Raw genomic sequence first — 23544 nt, 5'->3', positions numbered from 1 at the left:
AAAAACGATTTTTGCTTTGCCGGTGGCTCCCGTCTTGACTTTGGCTCAAGGCAAGCCCGGAAAATTGTTTCTTCTGGAGGTATTGATGGCGGATTTGAAGCAAGAATTCAACCCTTATCTGTCGGTGGTTATACCGGTTTTCAATGAGGAGGAAAACCTGGCGGAGCTGCACGCGAGGCTTACCTTAACCCTGGATAAGGCTGGTTATGACTGGGAAGTTATCTATGTGGATGACGGCTCCAGAGATGATTCCTGGAATATACTGGAGAGCTTTCACAAGAAATCCCATCGCGTGCACCTGGTGAGGTTCAACCGCAACTATGGCCAGCATATGGCGGTTTTCGCCGGGTTTGAGAGGGTGCGCGGCCAGGTGGTGGCCACCTTGGACGCCGATCTGCAGAATCCGCCTGAAGATGTGCCTAAACTGGTTGCCAAGCTTGAGGAAGGCTATGACGTGGTTGGAGGCTGGCGGGAAAACCGCAGGGATTCCTGGCTGCGCAAGCTGCCCTCTTACCTGGTCAACCGCATCACCAGCCGGGTGGTGGGCGTGGACTTAAAGGACTATGGCTGTATGCTGAGGGCCTATCGCCGGGAAGTGGTGGAGGCCATGAACCGCTGTGAGGAGACCAGCAGCTTCATCCCCGCCCTGGCCAACACCTTTGCCAAGGAAGTTACCGAGATACCGGTGGGACACGCCGAACGCCAATCCGGCAGCTCCAAATACAGGCTGGTGGATCTTTTGCGCCTTAACTTTGACCTCATGACCGGTTTTTCCGTGCTTCCCATCCAGATGGTCAGCATTCTCGGCGGGCTGGTGGCCCTGGCAGGGGTCTTTTTCGGCCTCTTTCTGTTTATCCGCCGTCTGGTGGTTGGACCGGAAGTGGAAGGAGTTTTCACCCTTTTTGCCATCCTGTTTGTGTTCGTGGGGGTGCAGATTCTTTGTGTGGGGTTGATCGGTGAATATGTGGGCCGCATATACCGCGAGGTGCGGTCCAGGCCGCGTTATGTAGTGGCCGAAACCAGGGACTAGGCAGTTGGAGACGCAAATTAGCCAAACGGCCGAAACCAGGGTGACCCTCAAGGTTGATGTGGATACCAAGGTCGGGTTTATCCACGGGGTGCGCAACCTGGCCGACCTGATGGCTGAAAAAAAAGTTAAGGCCTCTTATTTTCTTTCCATGGGGCCTGATAATTCCGGCCGGGCCCTGAAAAGGCTTTTCCGTCCGGGCTTTTTAGCCAAGCAGATGCGCTCCGGGGCCGCTTCGGCCTATGGCCCGGTGACCATGCTCTACGGACTTCTGCTGCCCGGCCCGATCATAGCCAAGGCCGCGCCGAATTTACCTAACCGGCTGATCAATGAAGGTCATGAGGTGGGGATTCATGCCTGGGATCATGTGTTCTGGCACGATTGCCTGCGCCGCATGGGCCGGGCCAGGCTAAGCCGGGAGTTGGGTTTGGCCTTTGGGCTTTTCGAGGACATAACCGGTTTCTGGCCCGGAACCTTTGCCTCTCCCGGCTGGCAGATAACCGACCAGGCCTTTGAGGCCCTTTTTGACATAGGCGTGCGTCATGTCTCCACCACCAGGGGAGTCAGGGCCTTTTTCCCGCGCCTTAAGGACAAGACTCTGCCCTTGCTGGAGATACCCACCACCTTGCCCACCTTGGACGAGATCCTGGGCAGAAACGGGGTCACCAGGAATAACGCGGCCAAATACCTGGCTGATCTGGTGAAGCCGGAAAAACTCAATGTCTTCACCCTGCACGGCGAGGTGGAGGGCAGGGAAATGGCCTTTGTGTTAAAGGAGTTTCTGCAAAGGCTCCTTGATCGGGGCGTGGTTTTCGAGCGCCTTATAGAAACGGCGGACCGCATACTTTCCGAAACAACACCACCCGCCCTGGGTTATTATTACGGCGAACTTCCCGGCCGGGCCGGGGATATGGCCCTGGAACAGGGTTTCGCTCCCCGGGAGAATGATAAGTGAAACGCCTGGCCTACAACCTGTTTGTAAGCCTGGGCCTGGCAGCCGCGGCTCCGGTTTTGGCTCCGCGCCTGGCCCAAAAGCGTTTTCGCCGCCTGGCCAAGGTTCGCCTGGGCCTGGGGTCGGGCTGGCTGCCGCCCAAACAGGAAAAGGGAGGCATCTGGGTCCATGCCTTAAGCGTGGGTGAGGTGGCCTCGGCCCTGCCTTTGTTAAAGGCCTTGGGCGAGGCTTTTCCCGGCCGACCCCTGATTATGAGTGTGGCAACTGACCAGGGGCATTCCGTAGCGAAAAAGGCCTTGGGAGCTGATTCCGAGGTCCTGCTTCTTGTAAGGCCCCTTGATCTGCCCTGGGCGGTGGACCGTTTGATCGATAGGATCGATCCGGGGCTGTTTTGTTTGGTGGAGGGTGACATCTGGCCCAACTGGCAGTGGTCTTTGGCTGCCCGGGGGGTGCCTCGCATGCTGGTCAACGGCAGGGTCAGTCCCCGCACCTTCAAGGGCTATCGCCGGTTCGCTCCCTTGGCCAGGGGCATGCTGAACGGTTTTGACCGCATCCTTTTGCAGACCCGGGTTGACTATGAGCGCATGGCTCAGGTGGGGGTCCGGCCAAAACGCCTCAAGGTCGGGGGCAACCTTAAGTTCGACACCGCGCCAAAGATTTTGACCCAAGGGGAAAAACAGACCCTGGCCCGGGAAATGGGGCTCTTGGGCAGGCAGGTGCTGGTGGCCGGCTCCACTCATCCCGGAGAGGAAGGCCCTTGTTTAAAGGCCTTTGCCCGCCTTAAAAAGGATCATTCCGAACTTGCCCTTATCCTGGCGCCGAGGGATGTGAATACAGGGCCGGTGGTTTTCGAACAGGCGTCGCAACTGGGCTTGAAGAGCGTTCAGGCCAGTTTGAACAATTCCGATGCCGCAGCCGATGTGGTGATCCTGGATGTACTCGGCAGGCTGGCAGCTGCCTACGCCCTGGCCGAGGCGGCCTTTGTGGGAGGCTCCTGGCAGTCCCTTGGCGGGCACAATCTCTTGGAGCCCGCATCCCAGGGGGTTCCGGTGGCCTATGGCCCCCACACGTATAATTTTCTGGAGATGGCTAAGCAGCTCACCAAGGCCGGGGGCGGAGTCAGGGTCAAGGACTCTGATGAACTGGCCGCTTTTTGGGGGGATATACTGGCCAATCCGCAAAAGGCCCATGACATGGGGCGCAGGGCAAGACGGTTTTGCCTGGATCATCAGGGCGCAGTGCGAAGAGCTGTCCTGGAGGCCGGGGCGCTTTTAAGAGAAAAAGACGGAATTCACCCCGACCCTTCTCATAAAGAGCCGGATTTGCAATCAGGTGAGGGCTATGGCCGTTAAGACCGGGGAAAGCCTTTTTCAGCGTATAGTGGGGGAAACCGACGATTCCCCGGCCCTGAAGGGGCTGCGCCTGGTTGCGGGCCTGGCCGCCGGGCTTTACGGCTTTGGGGCCTCCCTGGGAAACCTGCGCTATGACCTTGGTCTGTCTGAAGCGGGCAGGCTGCCAGCGCCTGTGGTGGGTGTGGGTAATTTGACTGTGGGCGGCACCGGCAAAACCCCCCTGGTCATGGAGATTGTCCGGGCCCTTAAGCGCCTGGGACTAAAATCATGTGTGATCAGCAGGGGATACAAGGGCCAGGCAACCGATGAGGTGAACTGGGTCTCAAAAGGCGGGGAGCCTTTGTTGGACGTCTCCCAGGCGGGTGATGAGCCCCTCTTGATGGCCCGGCTGCTCAAGACCCCTGTGGCGGTGGGGCGCAACCGGTATCTGGTCGGCAAGGAGGTGTTGCTCACCCTGGGCCCCAGGGTTTTGGTGGCGGATGATCTGTTCCAGCACCGAAGGCTACACCGGGATTTGAATATCCTCACCCTGGATGCCCGAAAGCCTTTGGGAAATGGTAAAATTCTGCCCCGGGGGGTGTTGAGAGAGCCCTGGACCAGTATAAGGAGGGCTCAGGCCATAGTATTGACCCATGCCGATGACCCGGAGGCCGCAGCCAACACCAGGAAATGGCTGCGCTCCCATTGGGGGACAGGCCCGGTCTTGAGTTGTGTTCACCGTTTAAAGGGCCTGGCCGATGAAAACGGTAACCTTTTGCCGGAGGAAAAACTGGCGGGCATGCCTGTTTTTGCCTTTTGCGGCCTGGGTAAGCCCGAGGCGTTTGTTCAAGGGCTGGTTTCCCTGGGACTTGAGGTTAAGGGCATGGAAGCCTTTTCCGATCATCATCCCTTTACATCTGCGGAGATGCGTGATCTGTGGCAAAAGGCCCAAGATTTGGGCGCAACAGCCCTGGTCACCAGTGAAAAGGACAGCATGCGCCTGCCTGAAACGCCTCAAGGGGCCGGGCTTCTGGTTACTCGGCTTGAACTTGAATTTGAAAAAGGACCCCGGGTGTTGGAGAGTCTCCTGACCTGGGGGCTCAAGAATTGGGAGTCCCGTAGTTGGATATAGCCTACCATTTGTTGCGATTAGGTGTTTTGGGGGTTGCCTTGCCTCCCTTGCCCCTGGCCAGGTTTTTCGGCAAAGGGCTGGGCAGTCTGGGCTTTAAGCTGGATCAGCGCCATAGAGAGATAATCCTCAGAAACATAGCTGAGTCCTTTCCGGAAAAAAGCCGGGAATGGGTGACAAAGACCTCTCTTGACTGCTATCGCCATTTGGGCAAGGTGGTCATGGAGATACCCAAGCTTTTGGCCTATCCCCCGGAAAAGATCGCTTCCTTAACCAGGTTTCACGGCCTTCCCCCTGAGCGCCTTAAAAGCTTCCGTGAAACCGGAGTGCTTTTACTCACCGGTCATATCGGCAACTGGGAATGGGCCAGCGTAGCCTCTGGGCATGCCCTGGGCCCCGCAGCGGTCGTGGCGCGTCCCATTGACTGGCCCCCGGCCGACCGGCTGGTGAATTCCTGGCGCACCAAGACAGGGCACGAGGTGGTGCCCAAGGCCAACTCCGCCCGCCGCATTCTGCGGGGTCTTATGAAAAAAGAGGCCATAGGCGTGCTCCTGGACCAGAATGTGGATTGGTATGACGGCGAATGGGTGGATTTTTTCGGCCGCCCGGCCTGCACCAATAAGGGCCTGGCCCTTTTGGCCCTGCGCACCAAGGCTCCTGTGGTCCCCTTTTATTGCCACCGGGCTGATGACGGGCTTTTTGATGTGTATTTTGGGGAAGAAGTTCCCTTGGTGAAGACAGGCGACAAAACCAAGGATGTGTGGCAAAACACCCAGAACTACACCAAGGTGCTGGAGGGGATCATACGTCAAAAGCCGGAGCAGTGGTTCTGGCTGCACCAGCGCTGGAAGACCCGGCCTTATCATAAGTGGCCCAGGGAGAATAATTGATGCGCCCCTTGGATAAAACCTCTGTGCGGCGCATCCTGGTGAGGGGCGCCAACTGGGTGGGGGACGCGGTGATGACACTTCCGGCTGTAAAGGCCCTGGCCGAGTCCTGCCCCCGGGCAGAGGTGCATGTACTGGCCAAACCCTGGGTGGCCCCGGTTTACCAGGCTTGCCCTGAGGTTAAAAACGTGGTTTTGTATGAAGCCAAAACCAGGCACCAGGGCCTCAAAGGCGGGCTTGCCCTGGTGGGCGAGCTTAAAAAGGGCGGCTATGATTGGGCCGTGCTTTTTCAAAACGCCTTTCAGGCGGCCTTGATTGCCTTTCTGGCCCGCATACCGGTGCGTTTGGGCTATGACTCAGACGCAAGGAAGATGCTTTTAACCCATCCGGTGACCCGCACCAAAGAGGATCGCTCAGTCCATGAGACTTCCTATTACCTGAATGTGCTGTATCAACTGGGGCTGATTGATCAGGCTCCTTTACCGGAAGGGGTTTGCCCCGAGCTTTGCCCCTTGGAACAGGATCGGCTCTGGGCCGGGGATTTTTTGGCCGAAAAGGGAGCCCAAGGCAGGCTTTTGGGGCTTGCACCCGGCGCTGCCTTTGGCCCGGCCAAATGCTGGCCTGCCGAACGCTTCAGCGCTGCGGCGCGCCTTTTGGAGCAAGACGGTTTTGAGACTGTGCTTTTGTTTGGCAGTAAAGGCGAGCAAAAGGCCTGTCAAGAGGTTTCCCAAGGCCTGGGCGATTTGAAAACCCTCAACCTGGCCGGAGCCACCAGCCTGGGTCAGGCCCTGGCCTTGTTGGAGAGATTGGATCTTTTTATCACCAATGACAGCGGGCTGATGCATGCGGCCGCTGCCCTGGGAGCGCCCACTGTGGCGGTGTTTGGCTCCACCAACCCGGTGACCACCTCGGCCAAGGGGCCCAGGACGGCCCTGGTGTGTAAACCGGTTGATTGCAGCCCTTGCAAAAAACCGGTGTGTCCCAGGGATATGCGCTGCTTTACCGTTATCAGTCCCGAAGACGTGGCCCTGGCCGCGCGCGGGCTTTTGGCCAAAGGCCCGGAGGTTATGAATTGAGCAACCCAAAAAGGCCCGCGGTTTTCTTGGATCGCGACGGCACCATAAACAGGGAAGTTAATTTTTTGCACCGGGTGGAGGACTTGAACCTTTTGCCCCAGGTGCCCGAGGCACTTATAAAGCTTAAACAGGCCGGTTTTGCCCTGGTGGTGGTGACCAACCAGTCCGGGGTTGCCCGGGGTATATACGGTATGGAAGAGGTGGGGCAGGTCCACCGGGCCCTGGATGAGATGTTGGCCCAAAAGGGGGCCTCATTGGACGCCTATTACGTCTGCCCCCATCATCCCAAAGAGGGTAAGGTCCCCCGCTTTTCCAAGGTCTGTGGCTGCAGAAAACCCCTGCCCGGACTACTTTTGCGGGCGGCTGAGGATATGGGGCTTGATTTAGGCTCCTCCTATATGATCGGTGACAGAAAGCGGGATGTGGCCGCAGGCTTGGCCGCGGGCTGCACCTCCTTGATGGTCACCACGGGCCAGGACGACGGCCCGGCCGAGGACCCCAGCCACACCCCGGATTTTGTTGCCCATGGCCTTTTGCAGGCGGCCGAGTGGATTATCGCCCATAAAAAAGCAAAGGAGCGGGCTTGAAAAGGATATTGATCGTCAAGCTGTCCGCTTTGGGCGATGTGGTGCAGTCTCTGCCCGTGGCCATGGCCATAAAGAAACACTGGCCCGACTCCAGACTGGACTGGCTGGTGGAGTCTCCCTCTGTGGGACTGGTTCAGGGGCATCCGGCCGTGGACCGGGTGCTCATATCTCCCCGTTATTTGGTCGGTAAGGGAAAAAACGGTTATATCCAGGTGGTTAGCTCCTTTTTGCGTCGCCTGCGCAGAGATCGTTACGACTATGTGCTTGACTTGCAAGGCCTTTTGAAAAGTGCTATCTTTGTCTCCTTGGCCAGGGCGGAGGTAAAGGTCGGTTTCAGCGGGGGCAAGGAACCCCTGGCCGCCCGCGCCTTGAACCATCGCCTGCCGCCCTATGACCCGGACCGTCCGGCCCTTGAGCGCTATCTGGACACCCTTGAGCCTTTGCATGTTCCCAGGCCGCAAAAGGTAGAATTTGGCCTTGCTCCTCAAGAAGCGGATTTGGCCCGGGTCAGGGATCTGATCGGCCATGTTAACGGTCCATTGGTTGTATTGCATCCGGTTGCCAAGTGGGAATCCAAACTCTGGCCTGAAGAACACTGGGCCGAGTTGGCCAAGATCCTATCCCAAAAGGGTCTGCGCCTTATTACGACCGGATCTGCCGCCGACCGGCAGGTGACATCAAAGATAGCCGAAATGGCCGACCTGGGCAGTGGGCTTGTGGACTTGGCCGGTGATACCGATTTAAAGCACCTTGCCGCTTTAATGACCTTGGCCAATACCGTGGTGACCACCGATACAGGCGTCATGCACCTGGCCGGCGCGGTCGGAGCCAAGGTGACGGCCCTTTTCGGCCCCACTGCTCCCTGGCGCACCGGCCCTCATGGCAAAGGGCACAAGATAATGCGCCTGGGCCTTGATTGCAGCCCCTGTTTCAGGCGCGAATGCCCTGATCCCGAATGCATGACAGGCTTGACTCCGGATATGGTTGCCAAGGCCGCCCTTGATCTTGTTTCAGAAAACACTGCGGAGAACGGTCCGCCTGTGGAGCATATATGAAGGTATTAGTGACTGGTGTAGCGGGATTCATCGGGTCCCAGGTTAGTGAAAAACTGCTGGACCTGGGTCACCGGGTGTGCGGGGTGGATTGTTTTACCGACTATTATCCCCGCGAGCTTAAAGATGGCAACCTCAGAACCAGCCTGGAACATGAGGCCTTTGAATTTCTGGAACAGGATATAGTCACCTCTGACCTGGATCGCCTTTTGGATCAGGTGGATGTGGTGATACACCTGGCCGCCCAGGCAGGGGTGCGCAAATCCTGGGGATCCAATTTCCAGGTCTATACCCACAACAATGTCATGAGCACCCAGGCCCTTTTGGAAAAGGGAATGGAGACCGGTTTAAAGCGCCTGGTCTATGCCAGTTCCAGTTCGGTCTACGGCGACAGCAAAGAGCTGCCTTCCCATGAGTCCAATGCCTGTTGGCCGGTTTCTCCCTATGGGGTCACCAAGTTGGCCGGTGAGCATCTGGCGGGCCTTTATCACCGCAATTTCGGGCTGGACACCGTCAGCCTGCGTTATTTTACAGTCTATGGCCCCCGTCAGAGGCCGGATATGGCCTTCCACCGTTTTATCAGGGCCATGATTGAAGGCGCCGAAATACGCCTTTTTGGTGATGGCGAGCAGTCGCGGGACTTCACTTTTGTGAGCGATGTGGTGGATGCCACTGTGGCCGCCGCCCTGGCGCCTGAGGCCAAGGGCAGGGTCTTTAATATCGGCGGAGGGGCGCGGGTTTCGGTTAACCGGGTGATCGAGCTTTTGGAGGGCATAATCGGCAAAAAGGCAAAGGTCAACCGTCTTCCCGTGGCCAAAGGCGATGTGAGAAACACAAGCGCCGACACCTCCTCGGCCAGGGAAATTTTGGGTTACACCCCTGCCTTTGACTTGCAAAAGGGCCTTGAATTGGAATATGCCTGGGTAAGCGAGATGCTCCCCATATTGCAAAAGGTGGTGGGATAATGGCGATTGATAGGGAATTGTTAAAGATTCTGGCCTGCCCCAAATGCCGTGGGCAGGTTGAGCTCAGCCCAGACCAAAATTGGCTGATATGTTCTGACTGCCGTTTGAAATACCGGATAGAAAACGATATTCCGGTAATGCTGATTGAAGAGGCCAAATCCCTGGAAGGCTAGGCTGTGGAAATACCTGCTGGCTCAAATCCCAAAAATGCCCTGGTTATCAAATTGGGGCATATAGGTGACGTTCTTGTCACCACTCCGGTTTTAACCGCCTTAAAAGAGAGGTTTCCCGGCCTTGCCATAACCATGGTGGTCAACCAGGGCACCGAGGCCATGGTGCGCTATAGCCCCCTGGTGGATCATCTGGTGACCCTTGAGCGCAAAGCTTCTGAAAACGGAAATTTGTTGGCTGCAAGGCTCAGGATGATAAAGGAGCTCAGGAAAAGGCGCTATGACCTTTCCATGGAGCTTTCCGGCGGTGACCGGGGGGCCTTTTTAAGCCTGATCAGCTCTGCCCGCCTGAGGGTGGGTTTTGAGCCGAAAAAAAAACACATCCGCTCCCGCGCCTTTCATGTGCTGGTTAATTCCAGGGGCACCCAAAATCATGTGGTCGAGACTTTTTTGCGGCAGCCCAGGGAACTGGGGCTGCACCCAAAAGACCTGGGGCTCAAGTTCGAGCCCGGCTCCGTGGCCCAGGCCCGGGCGGATGAAATCCTGTCCCAAAACAACCTTGAACCGGGCGGTTTCGCCCTGGTGCACCCCACCAGCCGTTGGATGTTCAAGACCTGGACTGCCGAAGGCAATGCCAAGGTAATAGAATATCTTGAAAAGCTCGGGCTTCCTGTTGTGCTTACCTGCGCCCCGGACAAGGTGGAGCTGGATTTTGCACACCAAATTTTAAAGTGTATGAAAAAACCGCCCTTTTTGAATCTGGCGGGCAAGGTGGACCTTTATTTGCTGGGCGCACTTATAAAAAGGGCCCGGCTTTTTTTCGGGGTGGACAGTGCGCCGATGCATATGGCCGCCGGTCTCAACACTCCGGTGGTTGTGCTTTTCGGACCCTCCGGGGAAAAAATGTGGGGCCCCTGGCAGGTGCCAAGCGAGGTGGTCACCCTGGATATGGATTGCCGTCCTTGCGGCAGGGACGGTTGCCAAGGCTCCAAGGTGAGCCGCTGCCTTACCGAGATGCCTCCTGAAATGGTGATCCGGGCGGTGGACCGGCTCTTGGAAAGGACGTGAACATTGCGTCTGGGACTTATCAGATTCAAATACGACCAGGCGGGCGGGGCTGAAAAAAGCCTTCTTTTGCTGGCCAAGGGCCTTTTGGACAGGGGACATGAGGTCCATGTGATGACCACCAGTTGGACCGGTCATCGTCCGCCGGGGCTTAATGTGCACTATGCTTTTGTGGACAAGAGCACTCCCAGCTCCCAGGCCGTGGATTTCGGGGTGGCCGCCAGGGTGCAGATGGAACTTTTGGGCCTTGACACCTTTCTTTCCCTGGACCGGGTCCCGGGCAGCCCCCTTTTAAGGGCGGGCGACGGGTGTCACGCGGCCTGGCTTGAACACAGGTCCCCCTATGAATCCGCCTTAAAGCGGTTTTCCTTTAAGGTGCTGCCAAGGCACCGGGCGATCCTGGATCTGGAGCGCCGCACCTTTACCGCCCCTGAGCTGAAGGTGGCCATTGCCAACAGCCGTCTGGTGGCGGAGGAGCTGAAAAAACACTTTGGCCTAAGCGATGACCGGGTGGCGGTCATTTACAACGGAGTGGAAAAAACCCCCTATATCTTGGCCTCCCAACCAGGTAAGATCAGTGATAAAAGGGCTGAGCTGGGTTTGGGTGAAAAGGAAAAGACCATTCTGTTCTTGGGCTCCGGTTTTGAGCGAAAGGGGCTCTCTTTTGCCATAAGGGCCCTGGCCAAGGTTCCGCAAGCCAGGCTTTTAGTGGCCGGAAGGGACAGGATAAGCCGCTACAAGGCCCTGGCCGCCAGACAGGGGGTTCAGGAAAGGGTTGAGTTTTTGGGCGGCAGGGCGGATGCGCCGGAGCTTCTGGCCCTGGCCGATGTGATGTGCCTGCCGACTTTGTATGACCCTTGCGCCAATGCCTGCCTTGAAGCCCTGGCCTGCGGCACCCCTGTGGTCACCACCGGCAAAAATGGGGCTTCCGAACTGGTGGTTGACGGTAAAAGCGGATTTGTACTCAAAAACCCGGCCGATATAGAGGATCTGGGCCTGGCCGTATCCAGGGCCATGGAGTTCAAAGGGCGCTTTGAGCCGGATCTCCCCAGCCTGGAGGATATGGTGGGCCGTACGGCCGAGTTGATGGAAAAGGCGGCCTCTATGGCTGGTGGACAGGGGTCATGAAAAAAGAGCGCGCCCTGGCAGTCTGCACCACCGCCTTGGGGGACACCCTTTTGTGCACCCCCGCCTTATCGGTTCTGGGCCGGAAGTTTGATCTGGATGTTTTGGTGCATCAAAAAAGGCTTCCCCTCTTACAGGGGAATCCCCATATAAAACAGCTTTTTTCCTATCGCAACAATGACTTGGTGCGTCTTTTCCTGGGGGGTAAGCTCTGCTTTCGCAAATACAGCCGGGTGGTGGTGCTCCATGCCAACAGCGATGTAAGAAAACTTTTGTCTTTTCTGCGCTATGACCAGGCCTGGAACCTGCAAGGTTGGGAAAATAAAGCTAAGAGGCTCTACGCCATGGTTCCGGACCCCAGCCAGCATGTAATAGAGAAAAGGCTTAATTTAACCGATTTGGTTGGGGCGGATTCCGACCCTGAGCCCATGCAGGTGTATTTGAGCGAAGAGGAGCTTTATGCCGGCCGGGCCTGGCTGGCCGATCGGGGCCTTCAGGATAAAAAACTGGTTGCCTTGTGTCCCGGTGCAGCCCAGATCTATAAAACCTGGCCCGCGTCAAATTTCGGTTGGGTGGCGGGGCGCCTGGCCGAAAAGCAGGCCGCTTGCCTGGTGGTGGGGAGCGCCGGTGAATCCGGCCTGGCTGAAGAGGTGCAAAACGCCTCCGGAAAAGAGGTGGTGAACGCCTTGGGCCTGCCCTTGAGGCTTTGCGCCGCGGTTCTGGCCCAGGTGGAGTTTCTGATAACCAATGACACCGGCCCCATGCACCTTTGCCAGGCGGTGGGCAGGCCGGTTCTGGCCCTGTTCGGCCCCACCGATGCCAAAACGATTGGGCCCATATTGCCCGGCTCCCGTATTTTGGAGACACCGAGGACTTGTGAAAAATGCCTGACCAAGGCCTGTCAGGACCCGGTTTGCATGCGGGCCCTGGATAAGGAAAAGGTGTTGTCTGTGGCCTCGGTCATGCTGGATTCCCTCAAGGGAAAAGAATCGTGAGACTGGCTTGGCTGTATCCTGAGCATTGGGGCAGGGACCTGCCCAGGGTAAGGGCCGGGGCCGCCACCATGAGAGCACTGGCTGAAAAAGGCTGTGAAGTGCATTTTGTGGTGGGCCGGTTTTGGGGGCTTAAGGCCCGGTTGGCCGACCTGGGTATGAAGTCCGTCCCGAATTTAAGGATAGAGCCTGTATTCATGGCCCAGACCGGACCCGGCCTGGCCCTGCCTTTCAATCATCATGGAGTCTATAACTCCTGCGCCTTGGCCCGGCTTAAGCGTCTGGCAGGCCGGGGCGTGGATGCGGTTTGGGTGAGACATTTGAAATTAGCCGATTTTTTATTGGCTCACACCGGAAATCATGGGCTCAGGCTGGTATATGAGGCTCATGAGATCTTCAGCCAGACCGCACGGGAAGAGGGGATGAACCCTGAAAAACTGGCCCGGCTGGAGGCTATGGAAAAAAGGGTGCTTAAAGGGGCGGACAAGGTGGCTGCCATATCCAGCCCCCTGGCCGAGGCTTTGGCCCCGATGGTGAGGGAATCAGGTCCCTTGCCCTTGGTTCCCTCCGGGGTTGACCGGGCCTTTTTTCTGCCTTTGGAGAATCGGAGGCAACCTGGGCTGGTGGCCTATGCGGGCAGCCTGGCCCCCTGGAAAGGGGTGGACCTTTTGCTCAGGGCCCTGGCCAAAACCAGAAAGACGCGCCTTGAGATTTTAGGTGGTGAAGAAAACGGCCGGGATTGGCAAAGGGTCAGCGAACTGGCGGACAAACTTTCTGTACAGGACAGGTTGGTTTTACGTGCCAAGGCCGGTCAGGATCAGGTGCGGGAGCTGCTTTCCAGGGCCCGGGTCGCGGTTTGGCCCGGGGCGGGCGCCATGCGCATCTCAGCCGAGTTCACCAGCCCGCTTAAGCTTTTTGAATACCTGGCTGCCGGTTGCGCGGTGATCGCTCCGGATTTACCCGCGGCCAGGGCTGTACTTGAACCGGATAAAGACGCTGTTTTGTTCACCCCGGATGACCCCGACTCCCTGGCTTTGGCCATGGATAACTTGGCCGAAAAGCCGGAGCTGTCTGCGAGCCTGGGGCAGCGGGGCCAAAAAACAGCGGGAAAATATACCTGGGAGCAGCGCGCCCAGACCATGATCAGCGTGATTAAGGAGTTAAGCAATTGAAATGGGCCATATATAACCTGACCTGCACCACCAAAAGCGGAGGCATGGAGACTATTGCCTGGCGTTTGGGGCGCTGTCTGGCTGATCAGGGGCATGAGGTCCACTTTTTCGGGGGGAAAAGCCAAAGGCCTTTGCCTTCTGCCGCCCAGGGACTCACTGTAAAGACCTTTGACCATAAAAACCGGGATGAATACCCCAACTGGGGGTCCAGGTTCCGCAAGCTGATGGAGAGGTTTTCCTTTGCCCGAAATGCGGTTGCCGATTTAAGGCAAGGCGACTATGACCGGATTCTCATCTTCAAACCCTATGACTTGGCCCCGGTGCTCTGGGCCGCCAGGGGAAGCAAGGCCAGGATAGGGTATTACAGCGGGGGAACCGAGTTTTACCCCGGTTTCACCTTTCTGGGCAAAAAGCTGGATTACCTGGGGGCAGTGAGCGCCTTTAACGCCTCCCAGATTGAAAAGGCCAGCGGCCTGGAGGTCAGGGTTGACTATCCGGGCGTGGATACGGATTCTTTTCGCCCGGTTGCCCCGGACCCTGACATGTTGAGAAGTTTCGGCCTGGAAGAATCAGACCAGGTGCTGGTGAGCGCTGTGCGGCTGGTGCCTCTGAAAGGGATTCAATACGCCATGGAGGCCATGGCCGCATTAAGGGAGAAATGGCCCAACCTCAAGATGGTGGTGGCCGGGGAAGGCCCTTATCGTTTGGATCTGGAGAAAAAGGCCAGGGAAATGGGGCTTGGCGACCGGGTGCAAATGGCCGGTTTCATGGACCCCAAGAACCTGCCCGCCTTTTATGCCCTGGGGGACATTGCGGTGTTTCCCAGCCACGGTGAAGAGGCCCTGGGGCTTTCCATTGCCGAGGCCATGGCCTGTGAACTGCCGGTGGTGGCCAGCCGCTTGGGCGGGGTGCCTGAGGTGGTCGATGAATCCACAGGCATCCTGACCCGGCCCAAGGACGTGGAGGAAGTGACCAAGGCCCTGGCAAGCCTTTTGAAAAAGCCCAAAAAGGCCAGGGAAATGGGCGTCAAGGGCAGGGAACTGGTCAGGGAACGTTTCAATTGGGATAACTTCGCCCAGAACATTGAAAAGGCCATGAAGGGGTAGATTTGTCTTTTTTATCCGGTCTTTATAATCTGTTGGTATTGGGCGGGCCCAAGGATCAGCCGGGTGGTTTCGATCCTTCGGCAGTAAAAAAGATTCTGGTGGTCAGAAATGACAACATCGGCGATGTCATCTGCACCACCCCGGCCTTGGATGCCCTTAGGAAGGCCTTTCCCAACGCGCATATAGCCGCCCTGGTCTGCACCCTCGCCGAGGAGGCGATCAAGGGTCATCGGGCCTTGGATGAGCTTTATGTCTATCCCAAAGCCAAGCATAAAAAATACGGCAAAATTGAATCCCTTTTACGCCTGGCCAGGGTGCAGTCTTTGATCAGAAAACAAAAGTATGATCTGGCCATATCTTTCAGGTCCAGTTTTTCCTCTTCCCAGGCCTGGCTCAACTATGCCAGCAAAGCCAGGTGGCGGGTGGGACCCGAAGCCCGGGGAAAGCGGAAAAAATGGGGGTTTTATTATAATATACCGGTTGACTGGCCACCCGAGGGCATGCATGAGGTTAAACGCTGCTTTTACATGCTAAAGGCTTTGGGCCTTGATATGGAGCCTGGGGAGCTTTTCGTGGCGATTCCCCCCCTGTCAGGGGAAAAGGTCGAGACTTTTCTGGAAAAACAAGGGTTTGACAAAGCGGTTGAACCCGTTATCGTGAATATCACCCGCTGGGCCTATCGCCCGGACCGGCTTTGGCCTTCGGAGAATTACCGGGACCTGGTGCAGCAGCTTATAAGCCGGGGCGAAAAGGTGGTGGTGACCCATGCTCCGGCTGACGGTGAGTGGGTGAGGGAACTTTTGGCCGGAATAGAACCGGTGCCTTTGGTTTACTGGTCCAGGAGCCTTAAGGAATTCACCGCCATGATCAAACGGGCCTCGGTATTCATCACCGCCGAAGGCGGGCCCATGCATCTGGCCGCCAGCGTGGGAACCCCCCAGGTGATATTATGGGGCAGGACCAAGACCGATGTGTGGAGCCCCTGGCAGGCCCCTTACAGCATTGTGGTCAATGGGGGGAACGTAAGCGATATCCGCCTGGATCAGGTGCTTAACGCGCTTGAATCCTTGGCCCCCAAGGTCGAGAAACATATGAGGAATACAGATGAATTATAAATATAGCGAAGAGCGCCTGGCCGAGGCTTTGGAAAAGTTTTCCCAAGCCAGGGTTCTGGTCTTGGGTGATGTTATGCTGGACCGTTTTATCTGGGGCAGCGTGGGGCGCATCTCGCCCGAGGCCCCGGTGCCTGTGGTTCAGGTTGAAAGCGAAACCCATATGTTGGGCGGTGCGGCCAATGTGCTGCACAATATCATTGCCCTGGGCGGCAATGCGGTGCTCTGCGGAGTGGTGGGAACAGACCACGCCTCCGAACAGGTATGTGAGTTGTTGGGAGGTTTGGAGAGTGAGACCACTGGCCTTTTGAAATGCAATAAAAGGCCCACCACGGTTAAGACCAGGGTGGTGGCCCACAGCCAGCAGGTGGTCAGGGTGGATCGGGAGAACCGAAGGCCCCTGGACGACCTGGAAGTGGCCAACCTGTGCCGAATCCTGGAGGATGTGCTTCCCAAGGTTGATGCGGTGATTGTCAGCGACTATGCCAAGGGCGTGATCAATCCCAAGGTCGTCTCCTGTGTGGCCAAGCTCACCAAAGAGCATGACAAACCATGGGTGGTCGATCCCAAGGTGCCGAATATCTCCCTATACAAAGGAGCCACCCTGGTGACCCCGAATCACGTGGAGGCGCTCCAGGCAGCCGGTGTGAGTCAGGATTTGCCGAATTGCGTGCAAACAGCCGGTCTCAAGCTCCTTTCGGATTATGGTTTCGAGTCTGTACTCGTCACCCAGGGGGAAAAGGGTATGACCCTTTTTTCGCCCCAGGGAGAGATTCACATCCCCACGGCGGCCAAGAGGGTTTTTGACGTAACCGGGGCGGGGGATACGGTGATCAGCACCCTGACGCTCGGCATGGTGAGCGGCCTTAACCTGGCCGACGCGGCGGTCCTGGCCAATCTGGCCGCCGGTGTGGTGGTGGGCGAGGTCGGCACTTCCGCCGTTACTGCGGGCAGGCTTTTGCAGGCCTTGCAACATAAGGCAGATGCTTAAAAAAAACAGATTATATGCAAGGTTTAGATGGGTGCAGGAAAAACCACCCTTGGATTTTCCGTCTTGAATTTGCTAAAAGATGATTTTGGTAAATGTTTAAAACTCCACAAGGTTTTAGTTTGGGTGGTTTGAGTGATCCGCCTATTGTGGTTCATGAAAATCAAATGATTTTAGTGGATTGTGTCTTTGGGTCGCCTTGGGAGCCCTTTTGGAAAAGGCTTCCGGTTAAAAGCAAAGGGGCTTTTTAGTGGCTAACAGTCTGGCTGTGACCTTTCAAAACAAGGTGCTTCTGCCGGGGCTCTTTTTTCGGGCTGCCAGGATTTTTCTCTTGGTCCTGGTTATTATCATGCCCTGGGAGGCGGTTACCGCTGCCAGGGAGATAGCCATGGCTCTGGCTGCGGCCTTTTTGGCCCTGGACCTTTCTTTTTCCAAACAAAGAACCTTCAGGCCGGGGCCGTTGTTTTGGCCCCTGGTTTTATATGCCCTGGCCGCCGCAATGAGCCTGATCTGGGCGGTGGATTTCGCCTATTCCCTGCGGGAGCTCAGGGCCGAGGTGCTGAAGGGCCTGGTGATTTTTTACACGGGTTTTCATTTCCTGGAAAATGAAGACAACGCCCGCCAACTCTGGAGCACTTTCCTGGTCGGATTGGCCATCATGGTCGTAGCCGGGATCGTAATGTTTTTTATGGATGGAGGCAGCCTGACCACCCATGCGGTTAGGGCCGGCTCCCTGCATAACGGCTATGGCAGCCTGAGCACCTATTTGGTTACGGTCTGGCCGTTTCTGTTCCTGGCTCCCAGAGTGGTGAAGGCGCCCAAGCCCTGGGTGACCTGGCCTGTTTTCTTTGGGCTTACCCTCTTTTTGGTCTTTATGACCTACAGCCGTTCAGCCTGGCTGGCTATTACGGCCTTGTCTTGCCTGGGGCTTTTTTTGCTAAGTAAAAAACGTCTGCGCGCTGCCCTGATCATGGTAATCGGCTTTTTCCTGGTGGTGGCTGTTTTATTCACCCTGCCGGGTTCCCGCCACGGCGAAAGCTGGGACGCCCTTTTTGAGGAGCCCGGTCAGGTGGGAGGCACCACCGGTGACCTGCTTACGCTTTGGCATTTTTCCTATGAACAGATGAAGCAAAGGCCTTTTCAGGGCATTGGCCTGGGAAGGCACAGCTTTTCCAAATCCTTCCCCGAGTTCAGAAGAACCCACCAGCCTCTTTTGTGGCATGCCCACAACATGTTTGTGGATCTGGCCTTGCAAACCGGTGTACAGGGCCTTGCTGCCATTTTGTTGATTTTCGCGGTGCTTGTCTGGTGCTTGTGGCCCAACTCCCCGCCAGCTAAGGGAAACTGGCTCAGCTGTTTTTCCATGGCGGGTTTTTTAAGTGTGGTTGGCTATGCCATGCGCAACTTGACCGATGATTTCTTTTGTGACGACTCGTCGCTGATGTTCTGGCTGGTGGCCGGTTTGGCCCTGGCAGCCAGGCAGGCCCGACAAAAATACAAACGGGCGACATTTGAATGAAAAGCATATTCCCCCCTATTACGGGTAGATAAATTTCCGACGCATTGGTTCGAACCTGGTACGGGAATTTTTACCAGTTTTACGGTATAGTTCCTCACTGCGACACCGGCTTTTAAACTTGAGACAGCCATCTCGCACGATGATTTGAATACGGTTTTTTGGGCTTGGCAACGGCCGGGCGTGAAAGGAATACACTTAGAATGAATATTTGCGTGGTCGGCGTGGGCTATGTGGGCCTGGTCACGGGCACTTGCTTCGCCGAGTTTGGCAACAATGTAGTCTGCATAGACAATGATGAAGATAAAATTCGCCGCTTGAATCAGGGCCAGGTTCCCATTTATGAACCGGGTTTGGAAGAGATGGTGACCAAGAATAGCCGCGAAGGCAGGCTTACCTTTACCACGGACCTGAAAGAAGGCCTTAAGGACGCCTTGGTGACCTTTATAGCCGTGGGCACGCCCGAAGGCGAGGACGGCTCCGCAGACCTCAAGTATGTCTGGGAAGTGGCCCGCTCCATTGGCGAGACCATGGAAGACTATAAAGTCGTGGTCACCAAATCCACCGTGCCCGTGGGCACCGGTCAGGTGGTGGAAGATCTGATCAACGAAAACCAGAAGAAACACATTGAGTTTGATGTGGTCAGCAACCCCGAATTTTTGCGTGAGGGTTCGGCTATTGAAGACTTCATGCGCCCTGACAGGGTGGTTATCGGCGCCAGAAACGAGCGCGCCAAGGCTATTATGCGGGATCTGTATCGCCCCCTGTACCTCATTGAAACTCCCTTTGTCATCGCCGATATCGAGACCGCCGAGCTGGTCAAATACGCATCCAACGCCTTTTTGGCCACTAAGATCAGCTTTATCAACGAGATGGCCAATATCTGCGAACTCACCGGAGCCAATGTGAACGTGGTCTCCAAGGGCATGGGTTTGGACGGTCGCATCGGTCCCAAATTCCTGCACGCGGGCGCCGGTTTTGGCGGGTCCTGCTTCCCCAAGGACACTGCGGCTATTGCCAAGTTGGCTAAGAAAGAAGGCTATACCTTCCAGATCGTGGAATCGGTCATGGAGGTAAACGCCAGGCAAAGGGCCATTATGACCCAAAAGATAAAAGACGCCATGGACGGGGATGTGGCCGATAAGAACATCGCCTGCCTGGGTCTGGCCTTTAAGCCTAATACCGATGATATGCGCGAGGCCCCGGCCACGGAGATTTTAAACTCCCTGATCAGTGAGGGAGCCAATGTAAAGGCCTATGACCCGGCCGCCATGGAGCAGGCCAAAAAGGTCATGCCCGGGGTTGAGATGTGCAAAGACTCTTATGATACAGCCCAAGACGCCGATTGCCTGGTTTTGATGACCGAGTGGAACCAGTTCCGCAACCTGGACTGGGCCAGGCTTAAGTCGGTGATGAAAGGTCTGGTTGTGGTGGATCTGCGTAATATCTATCCTCCCAGGCTGGTCAGCGAAGAGGGCTTTGACTACTTCAGTGTGGGCAGGCCCAACGGCTAGGCAAAAAAACTTTTTGGATTTTTGCCTGACAATATCCTGATGGTATTATTTGATATTGAGTTCAATCACCGCCTTTGGCAGGCAGGGCCAGCCAAAGGCGGTTGATTTTGTTGGATAAGCCTTTCCATGACCTGCCAAATCCCCTGCGGTTTAGGCAAGTTGAAGGACTCGGGCCTTGTGAAAAAAGGGGCCGCCATGGCGCAGGTGACGATGAAAAAGGGAAAATTGGTCATGGGAGTCATGGCGGCGAAGTTAAGCGTCATGGCCGGGGCCGTGGATCTGCTTTGCCGCAGGTTCGGTCCGGTGGATTTTTTGTCGGAGCCCTACACTTTTGATCAGACCAAATATTATGAACCCGAGATGGGGCCAGGGCTTAAAAAGCGGCTGGTTTGTTTTAGGGATTTGGTTTTTCCGGACAGGCTGGTTAGTATAAAGCGTATCACAGGCAGTCTGGAAAAGGATCTGGCTGAAAAGGGCAGACGCATCGTTAACCTGGACCCCGGTTTTTTGAGCCCTGATTCCCTGGTCCTGACTTCAGTAAAGGATGCTCCTCACCGCATCTTCGTACAACCGGGAATCCATGCCGAGCTTACCCTGGTTTTTGAATGCGGGGAATATGTCTGCCTGCCCTGGACATACCCTGATTATGCTTTGCCCAAAACCAGGGGCTTTTTGGGCAGGGTGCGCAAACGCCTGCTCTGGCAGCTAAAAGAGCAAAATTTCTAAGGAGGAAAAGATTGCCCAAATCCATGACCGCATTTGGCCGGGGCGAGAACCCGGTGGCAGAAGGTAGTTGGGTGGCTGAACTTAAAACTGTTAATTCCCGCTACCTGGACTTGCATTTCCGCATTCCACCCAGCTTGACCGCCCTGGAAGACCGCATCAAAAAGCTTGTCTCCAGCCGCATAGCCAGGGGCAGGGTCAACTTAAGCATCAAGGCCAATGGAGTGGTGGAAGCTCCACCGAGCCTGGTTTTGAATAAGCCCCTGGTAAATGAGTACAAAAAGGTGCTCACGGCGCTTAAGCGGGAACTGGGAGTTACGGAAGATCCCGGCCTGGCTCCTTTTCTGGAGAATCGGGACATTATCCAGACCCAGGAGGAGACTCCGGATCTGGAGGCTGTCTGGGCCGATGTAAAGCCCGCTTTGGAAAAGGCTCTGGAAGAGAACACCGCCATGCGTCAGACCGAGGGTCGGAGCATGGCCCAGGATCTGAACCAGCGCCTGGACACCCTGGCCGGATTGTTCGCCCAGGTGGTGGAGCGCTCCCCGGAGATTGTCGAGAACTATAAGCAAAGGCTCAATGAGCGGGTGGCCAAGATTACCGAAGACGTCGAGTTTGATCCCCAGCGCCTGGCCTTTGAAGTGGCCCTGATGGCCGACAAATGCGATATCACTGAAGAAGAGGTCCGGGCCTCCAGCCATCTCAAACAGTTCCGTTCTTTTCTGGCTCAGGATGAACCGGTGGGGCGCAAACTGGATTTTCTGACCCAGGAGTTGAACCGGGAAGCCAATACCATGGGCTCCAAGAGCCCGGACGCGGACTGTGGTCAGCTTGTGGTGGAGATCAAGGCTGAACTGGAGCGTATCCGCGAACAGATACAGAATATCGAATAGCCGCTTATAGGGGGGCGGTTTTTTAGTTTTCCAAAGGACAGAGCAAAGGAGAGGAAAAGTGAGCGGCAAGCTTTTGAACATGGGGTTTGGCAATTCCGTGGTGGCGCGCCGGGTTTTAGCCATAGTAAATCCGGCCAGCTCTCCCATGAAAAGGCTGCGTGAAGAAGCAAGGCAGGCGCGCAGGCTGGTCGACGCAACCCAGGGCCGGCGCACCAGATCCATTGTGCTCACCGATTCCGGCCACGTGATTCTCAGTTCTGTGCAGACCGAAACTTTGAGCCTGCGTTTTGAGCAGACCAACTTTGAGGACCAGACCTTTTCCCTGGTTGATGGCGAGGATCAGGATTCATGAGTCAAAAGGGACGTATTTTTGTACTCTCAGCCCCTTCGGGCACCGGCAAGTCAACGGTTGGTGAAAGGGTGAGGCAAAGGCTGCCCCGGCTGGCCTATTCAGTGAGTGTCACCACCAGAAAGCCCAGGCCCGGAGAAGAACACGGCAAGGACTATTTCTTTGTCTCTGTGGAAGACTTCAAAAAGCGTATTGCCCGGGGCGAGATGGCTGAATACGCGGAAGTCTACGGGAATTATTACGGCACCTCCGCCCTGGTGCTTGAAGAGCTGATGGACCAGGGCAAGGATGTTTTTTTAGATATTGAGATAAAGGGCGCGGCTCAGATCAGAAAGAGCATTAAAGACGCCTGCCTGATTTTCTTGCTGCCCCCTTCCCTGGAAGAATTGGAAAAACGCCTGCGTTCAAGGGGAACCGAGACCGAAGAAGAGATCAAAAAACGCCTGGACAGGGTGACCTTGGAGATGGAGCAGGCTCCGCTTTATGATTACCGGGTTGTTAATGACGACCTGGAAAAGGCGGTAGAAGAGGTCTGCGAGATTATTGCCAAGGGCTCTTTGGGAGAAGGCCGGTGAAACCTAAAGCCGGACTGATAGTTGGGCGCAGGGCGGTTGTCGAGGCCCTGGAAAGGGACTCTTCCAGGGCTGGCGAACTTTTGCTTGAAGCGGGGCTCAAATCACCCGCCCTGGGGCGCATCATGGACCTGGCCCGTAAAAACGCGGTCAAGGTCAGAAAGGTGGAGCGCCGCAAGCTTGATGAACTGGCCCAGGGGGCTTCCCATCAGGGAGTGGGGCTCTATCTCACCCAAGAGGAATACACGCCTTTTGAGGATCTTTTGGATGAATTGGCCCGGACCGGAAACAAGGCCCTGGTGGTGGTGGCCGATCATCTGGAGGACCCGCACAACCTGGGCGCTGTCATCAGAAGCGCGGCCGCGGTCGGAGCCCAGGGGGTGATCATCCCCAAGGACAGGGCCTGCGCCCTCACTCCCGCCGTGGCCAAGGCCGCGGCGGGTGGGCTTTCCCGCCTGGCCGTAAGCCGGGTCACCAACCTCACCCAGGCCTTGCAAGGATTGAAAAAGGCTGGGCTTTGGGCCCTGGCCCTGGCCACCAGGGGTGCCGAGCCTCCCTGGAACCTGGATCTGAATATGCCCCTGGCCCTGGTGGTGGGCAGTGAGCACAAGGGGGTGGGGGATCGTCTGCTAAAGGAATGTGATCTTTTGACGACCTTACCGCTGGCCCCAGCGGTGGAGAGCTTAAACGCCTCGGTGGCCGCAGGTGTGGTGCTTTTTGAGGTGGTCAGGCAAAGGTCTTGAGGCCTTGTTTGAGAGCCCCGGCCAGTCGCACGGTTTAACCCCGTGGCTGGAGGGCTTTTTGCATGAGTTTTATTCTCGGTCTTTCTTGAAAAGAAAAATAAAAATGGCGAAAGATAAGTTTTTGCGAGACTGTCTTGTTTTCTGTGTATGAGCCAATTGCGGATTTGATTTACGATTTCAATTTTGCACCGCGCGAATTCTTTCGTCAAATAAGATAGTGAATTGATTCATGGCAGCGGTCCAATCCTTTGGCGGCCTCTTCCACTTTTCCACCAGGTTTTTGATGGCAAGGTAAAGCAGCTTGGTGGCGGCCTGATCATTGGGGAAATGGCCCCTGGTTTTAACCGCTTTGCGCAGGCTGCGGTTCAAGCTTTCGATGGCGTTTGTGGTGTAGATCACCCTTCGGATTTCGTGAGGATAGGACAGGAAGGGACTGATCTGCTCCCAATTGCGCCGCCATGACTGGTTGATGGTGGAATATTTGCCATCCCACTTTTC

The 23544-nt window shown here is 56.3% G+C and carries 25 protein-coding genes; 24 read left to right on the top strand and 1 reads right to left on the bottom strand.

The window, feature by feature from the left end; translation table 11 throughout:
* Nucleotides 1-85 precede the first annotated feature (85 nt).
* The 24 genes from X474_RS14855 to rlmB all read left to right on the top strand — a co-directional run bounded on the left by X474_RS14855 (nucleotide 86) and on the right by rlmB (nucleotide 23046).
* Nucleotides 86-1030, top strand: a complete 945-nt coding sequence (locus tag X474_RS14855; protein WP_044350054.1) for a glycosyltransferase — start codon at nucleotides 86-88, stop codon at nucleotides 1028-1030.
* A 4-nt stretch (nucleotides 1031-1034) separates the two neighbouring features.
* Nucleotides 1035-1982 carry a polysaccharide deacetylase family protein gene (locus tag X474_RS14850; RefSeq protein ID WP_052515249.1) on the top strand — a complete coding sequence of 316 codons (948 nt, stop codon included), beginning with the start codon at nucleotides 1035-1037 and terminating at the stop codon, nucleotides 1980-1982.
* A complete protein-coding gene (locus tag X474_RS14845; protein ID WP_052515248.1) occupies nucleotides 1979-3331 on the top strand; it encodes a 3-deoxy-D-manno-octulosonic acid transferase in 1353 nt (450 codons plus the stop codon). The genes X474_RS14850 and X474_RS14845 overlap by 4 nt, the downstream gene beginning before the upstream one ends.
* On the top strand, nucleotides 3321-4442 hold the full coding sequence (gene lpxK / locus X474_RS14840; protein ID WP_052515247.1) for a tetraacyldisaccharide 4'-kinase: 1122 nt from the start codon (nucleotides 3321-3323) through the stop codon (nucleotides 4440-4442). The genes X474_RS14845 and lpxK overlap by 11 nt, the downstream gene beginning before the upstream one ends.
* Nucleotides 4433-5329, top strand: coding sequence for a lysophospholipid acyltransferase family protein (locus X474_RS14835; protein ID WP_044349984.1), 897 nt, complete (start codon nucleotides 4433-4435; stop codon nucleotides 5327-5329). The genes lpxK and X474_RS14835 overlap by 10 nt, the downstream gene beginning before the upstream one ends.
* On the top strand, nucleotides 5329-6402 hold the full coding sequence (gene waaF, locus X474_RS14830) for a lipopolysaccharide heptosyltransferase II (RefSeq protein WP_044349983.1): 1074 nt from the start codon (nucleotides 5329-5331) through the stop codon (nucleotides 6400-6402). Before X474_RS14835 ends, waaF (X474_RS14830) begins: the two co-directional genes overlap by 1 nt.
* Nucleotides 6399-6989, top strand: coding sequence for a D-glycero-alpha-D-manno-heptose-1,7-bisphosphate 7-phosphatase (locus tag X474_RS14825; protein WP_044349981.1), 591 nt, complete (start codon nucleotides 6399-6401; stop codon nucleotides 6987-6989). Before waaF (X474_RS14830) ends, X474_RS14825 begins: the two co-directional genes overlap by 4 nt.
* Entirely contained in the window at nucleotides 6986-8044 is a 1059-nt protein-coding gene (gene waaF / locus X474_RS14820; protein ID WP_044349979.1) for a lipopolysaccharide heptosyltransferase II, read from the top strand. Before X474_RS14825 ends, waaF (X474_RS14820) begins: the two co-directional genes overlap by 4 nt.
* Complete coding sequence (locus X474_RS14815) at nucleotides 8041-9006, top strand: NAD-dependent epimerase/dehydratase family protein (RefSeq protein WP_044349977.1); 966 nt, start codon at nucleotides 8041-8043, stop codon at nucleotides 9004-9006. The genes waaF (X474_RS14820) and X474_RS14815 overlap by 4 nt, the downstream gene beginning before the upstream one ends.
* Nucleotides 9006-9179, top strand: coding sequence for a Trm112 family protein (locus X474_RS25655; RefSeq protein WP_082464392.1), 174 nt, complete (start codon nucleotides 9006-9008; stop codon nucleotides 9177-9179). Before X474_RS14815 ends, X474_RS25655 begins: the two co-directional genes overlap by 1 nt.
* A gap of 3 nt (nucleotides 9180-9182) precedes the next feature.
* On the top strand, nucleotides 9183-10244 hold the full coding sequence (rfaQ, locus tag X474_RS14810) for a putative lipopolysaccharide heptosyltransferase III (RefSeq protein ID WP_044349976.1): 1062 nt from the start codon (nucleotides 9183-9185) through the stop codon (nucleotides 10242-10244).
* A 3-nt stretch (nucleotides 10245-10247) separates the two neighbouring features.
* Complete coding sequence (locus X474_RS14805; protein ID WP_052515246.1) at nucleotides 10248-11369, top strand: glycosyltransferase family 4 protein; 1122 nt, start codon at nucleotides 10248-10250, stop codon at nucleotides 11367-11369.
* Complete coding sequence (locus tag X474_RS14800; protein WP_044349974.1) at nucleotides 11366-12361, top strand: glycosyltransferase family 9 protein; 996 nt, start codon at nucleotides 11366-11368, stop codon at nucleotides 12359-12361. Before X474_RS14805 ends, X474_RS14800 begins: the two co-directional genes overlap by 4 nt.
* Nucleotides 12358-13530 (top strand): glycosyltransferase family 4 protein, encoded by a 1173-nt coding sequence (locus tag X474_RS14795; protein ID WP_044349972.1) that lies wholly within the window; start codon nucleotides 12358-12360, stop codon nucleotides 13528-13530. Before X474_RS14800 ends, X474_RS14795 begins: the two co-directional genes overlap by 4 nt.
* The gene (locus tag X474_RS14790; RefSeq protein ID WP_052515245.1) at nucleotides 13527-14636 is read left to right on the top strand and encodes a glycosyltransferase family 4 protein; all 1110 of its coding nucleotides are present in this window, start codon (nucleotides 13527-13529) and stop codon (nucleotides 14634-14636) included. The genes X474_RS14795 and X474_RS14790 overlap by 4 nt, the downstream gene beginning before the upstream one ends.
* Nucleotides 14637-14638: 2 nt before the next feature.
* Nucleotides 14639-15751: a glycosyltransferase family 9 protein gene (locus X474_RS14785; RefSeq protein WP_044349971.1), complete on the top strand. Its 1113-nt coding sequence runs from the start codon at nucleotides 14639-14641 to the stop codon at nucleotides 15749-15751.
* Entirely contained in the window at nucleotides 15741-16739 is a 999-nt protein-coding gene (rfaE1, locus tag X474_RS14780; RefSeq protein WP_044349970.1) for a D-glycero-beta-D-manno-heptose-7-phosphate kinase, read from the top strand. Before X474_RS14785 ends, rfaE1 begins: the two co-directional genes overlap by 11 nt.
* 247 nt (nucleotides 16740-16986) lie before the next feature.
* A complete protein-coding gene (locus tag X474_RS14775; protein WP_044349968.1) occupies nucleotides 16987-18255 on the top strand; it encodes an O-antigen ligase family protein in 1269 nt (422 codons plus the stop codon).
* Between the two features lie 200 nt (nucleotides 18256-18455).
* Nucleotides 18456-19766, top strand: coding sequence for a UDP-glucose dehydrogenase family protein (locus X474_RS14770; protein WP_044349966.1), 1311 nt, complete (start codon nucleotides 18456-18458; stop codon nucleotides 19764-19766).
* Between the two features lie 126 nt (nucleotides 19767-19892).
* The gene (locus X474_RS14765) at nucleotides 19893-20492 is read left to right on the top strand and encodes a DUF4416 family protein (protein WP_052515244.1); all 600 of its coding nucleotides are present in this window, start codon (nucleotides 19893-19895) and stop codon (nucleotides 20490-20492) included.
* An 11-nt stretch (nucleotides 20493-20503) separates the two neighbouring features.
* Nucleotides 20504-21382, top strand: coding sequence for a YicC/YloC family endoribonuclease (locus X474_RS14760; RefSeq protein ID WP_044349965.1), 879 nt, complete (start codon nucleotides 20504-20506; stop codon nucleotides 21380-21382).
* A gap of 79 nt (nucleotides 21383-21461) precedes the next feature.
* Nucleotides 21462-21734 (top strand): DUF370 domain-containing protein, encoded by a 273-nt coding sequence (locus tag X474_RS14755; RefSeq protein ID WP_353743135.1) that lies wholly within the window; start codon nucleotides 21462-21464, stop codon nucleotides 21732-21734.
* On the top strand, nucleotides 21731-22306 hold the full coding sequence (gene gmk / locus X474_RS14750; RefSeq protein WP_044349963.1) for a guanylate kinase: 576 nt from the start codon (nucleotides 21731-21733) through the stop codon (nucleotides 22304-22306). The genes X474_RS14755 and gmk overlap by 4 nt, the downstream gene beginning before the upstream one ends.
* Nucleotides 22303-23046: a 23S rRNA (guanosine(2251)-2'-O)-methyltransferase RlmB gene (rlmB, locus tag X474_RS14745; RefSeq protein WP_197282127.1), complete on the top strand. Its 744-nt coding sequence runs from the start codon at nucleotides 22303-22305 to the stop codon at nucleotides 23044-23046. The genes gmk and rlmB overlap by 4 nt, the downstream gene beginning before the upstream one ends.
* 177 nt (nucleotides 23047-23223) lie before the next feature.
* Here rlmB and X474_RS14740 read toward each other — a convergent pair.
* On the bottom strand, nucleotides 23224-23544 hold a 321-nt coding region (locus X474_RS14740), incomplete at its 5' end, for an IS256 family transposase (RefSeq protein ID WP_044349962.1).

This window comes from Dethiosulfatarculus sandiegensis (assembly GCF_000931935.2).
GTDB lineage: Bacteria > Desulfobacterota > Desulfarculia > Desulfarculales > Desulfarculaceae > Dethiosulfatarculus > Dethiosulfatarculus sandiegensis.
The sequence above is the reverse complement of the archived record's forward strand: the minus strand, read 5'-3'. Positions and strand labels throughout refer to the sequence as shown.

Coding starts and splice junctions, on each gene's coding strand:
- X474_RS14815 (WP_044349977.1), top strand. CDS start 8,041: ATGAAGGTATTAGTGACTGGTGTAGCGGGATTCATCGGGTCCCAGGTT.
- X474_RS14855 (WP_044350054.1), top strand. CDS start 86: ATGGCGGATTTGAAGCAAGAATTCAACCCTTATCTGTCGGTGGTTATA.
- waaF (WP_044349983.1), top strand. CDS start 5,329: ATGCGCCCCTTGGATAAAACCTCTGTGCGGCGCATCCTGGTGAGGGGC.
- lpxK (WP_052515247.1), top strand. CDS start 3,321: ATGGCCGTTAAGACCGGGGAAAGCCTTTTTCAGCGTATAGTGGGGGAA.
- X474_RS25655 (WP_082464392.1), top strand. CDS start 9,006: ATGGCGATTGATAGGGAATTGTTAAAGATTCTGGCCTGCCCCAAATGC.
- gmk (WP_044349963.1), top strand. CDS start 21,731: ATGAGTCAAAAGGGACGTATTTTTGTACTCTCAGCCCCTTCGGGCACC.
- X474_RS14770 (WP_044349966.1), top strand. CDS start 18,456: ATGAATATTTGCGTGGTCGGCGTGGGCTATGTGGGCCTGGTCACGGGC.
- X474_RS14800 (WP_044349974.1), top strand. CDS start 11,366: ATGAAAAAAGAGCGCGCCCTGGCAGTCTGCACCACCGCCTTGGGGGAC.
- X474_RS14765 (WP_052515244.1), top strand. CDS start 19,893: ATGACCTGCCAAATCCCCTGCGGTTTAGGCAAGTTGAAGGACTCGGGC.
- X474_RS14755 (WP_353743135.1), top strand. CDS start 21,462: ATGGGGTTTGGCAATTCCGTGGTGGCGCGCCGGGTTTTAGCCATAGTA.
- rfaE1 (WP_044349970.1), top strand. CDS start 15,741: ATGAATTATAAATATAGCGAAGAGCGCCTGGCCGAGGCTTTGGAAAAG.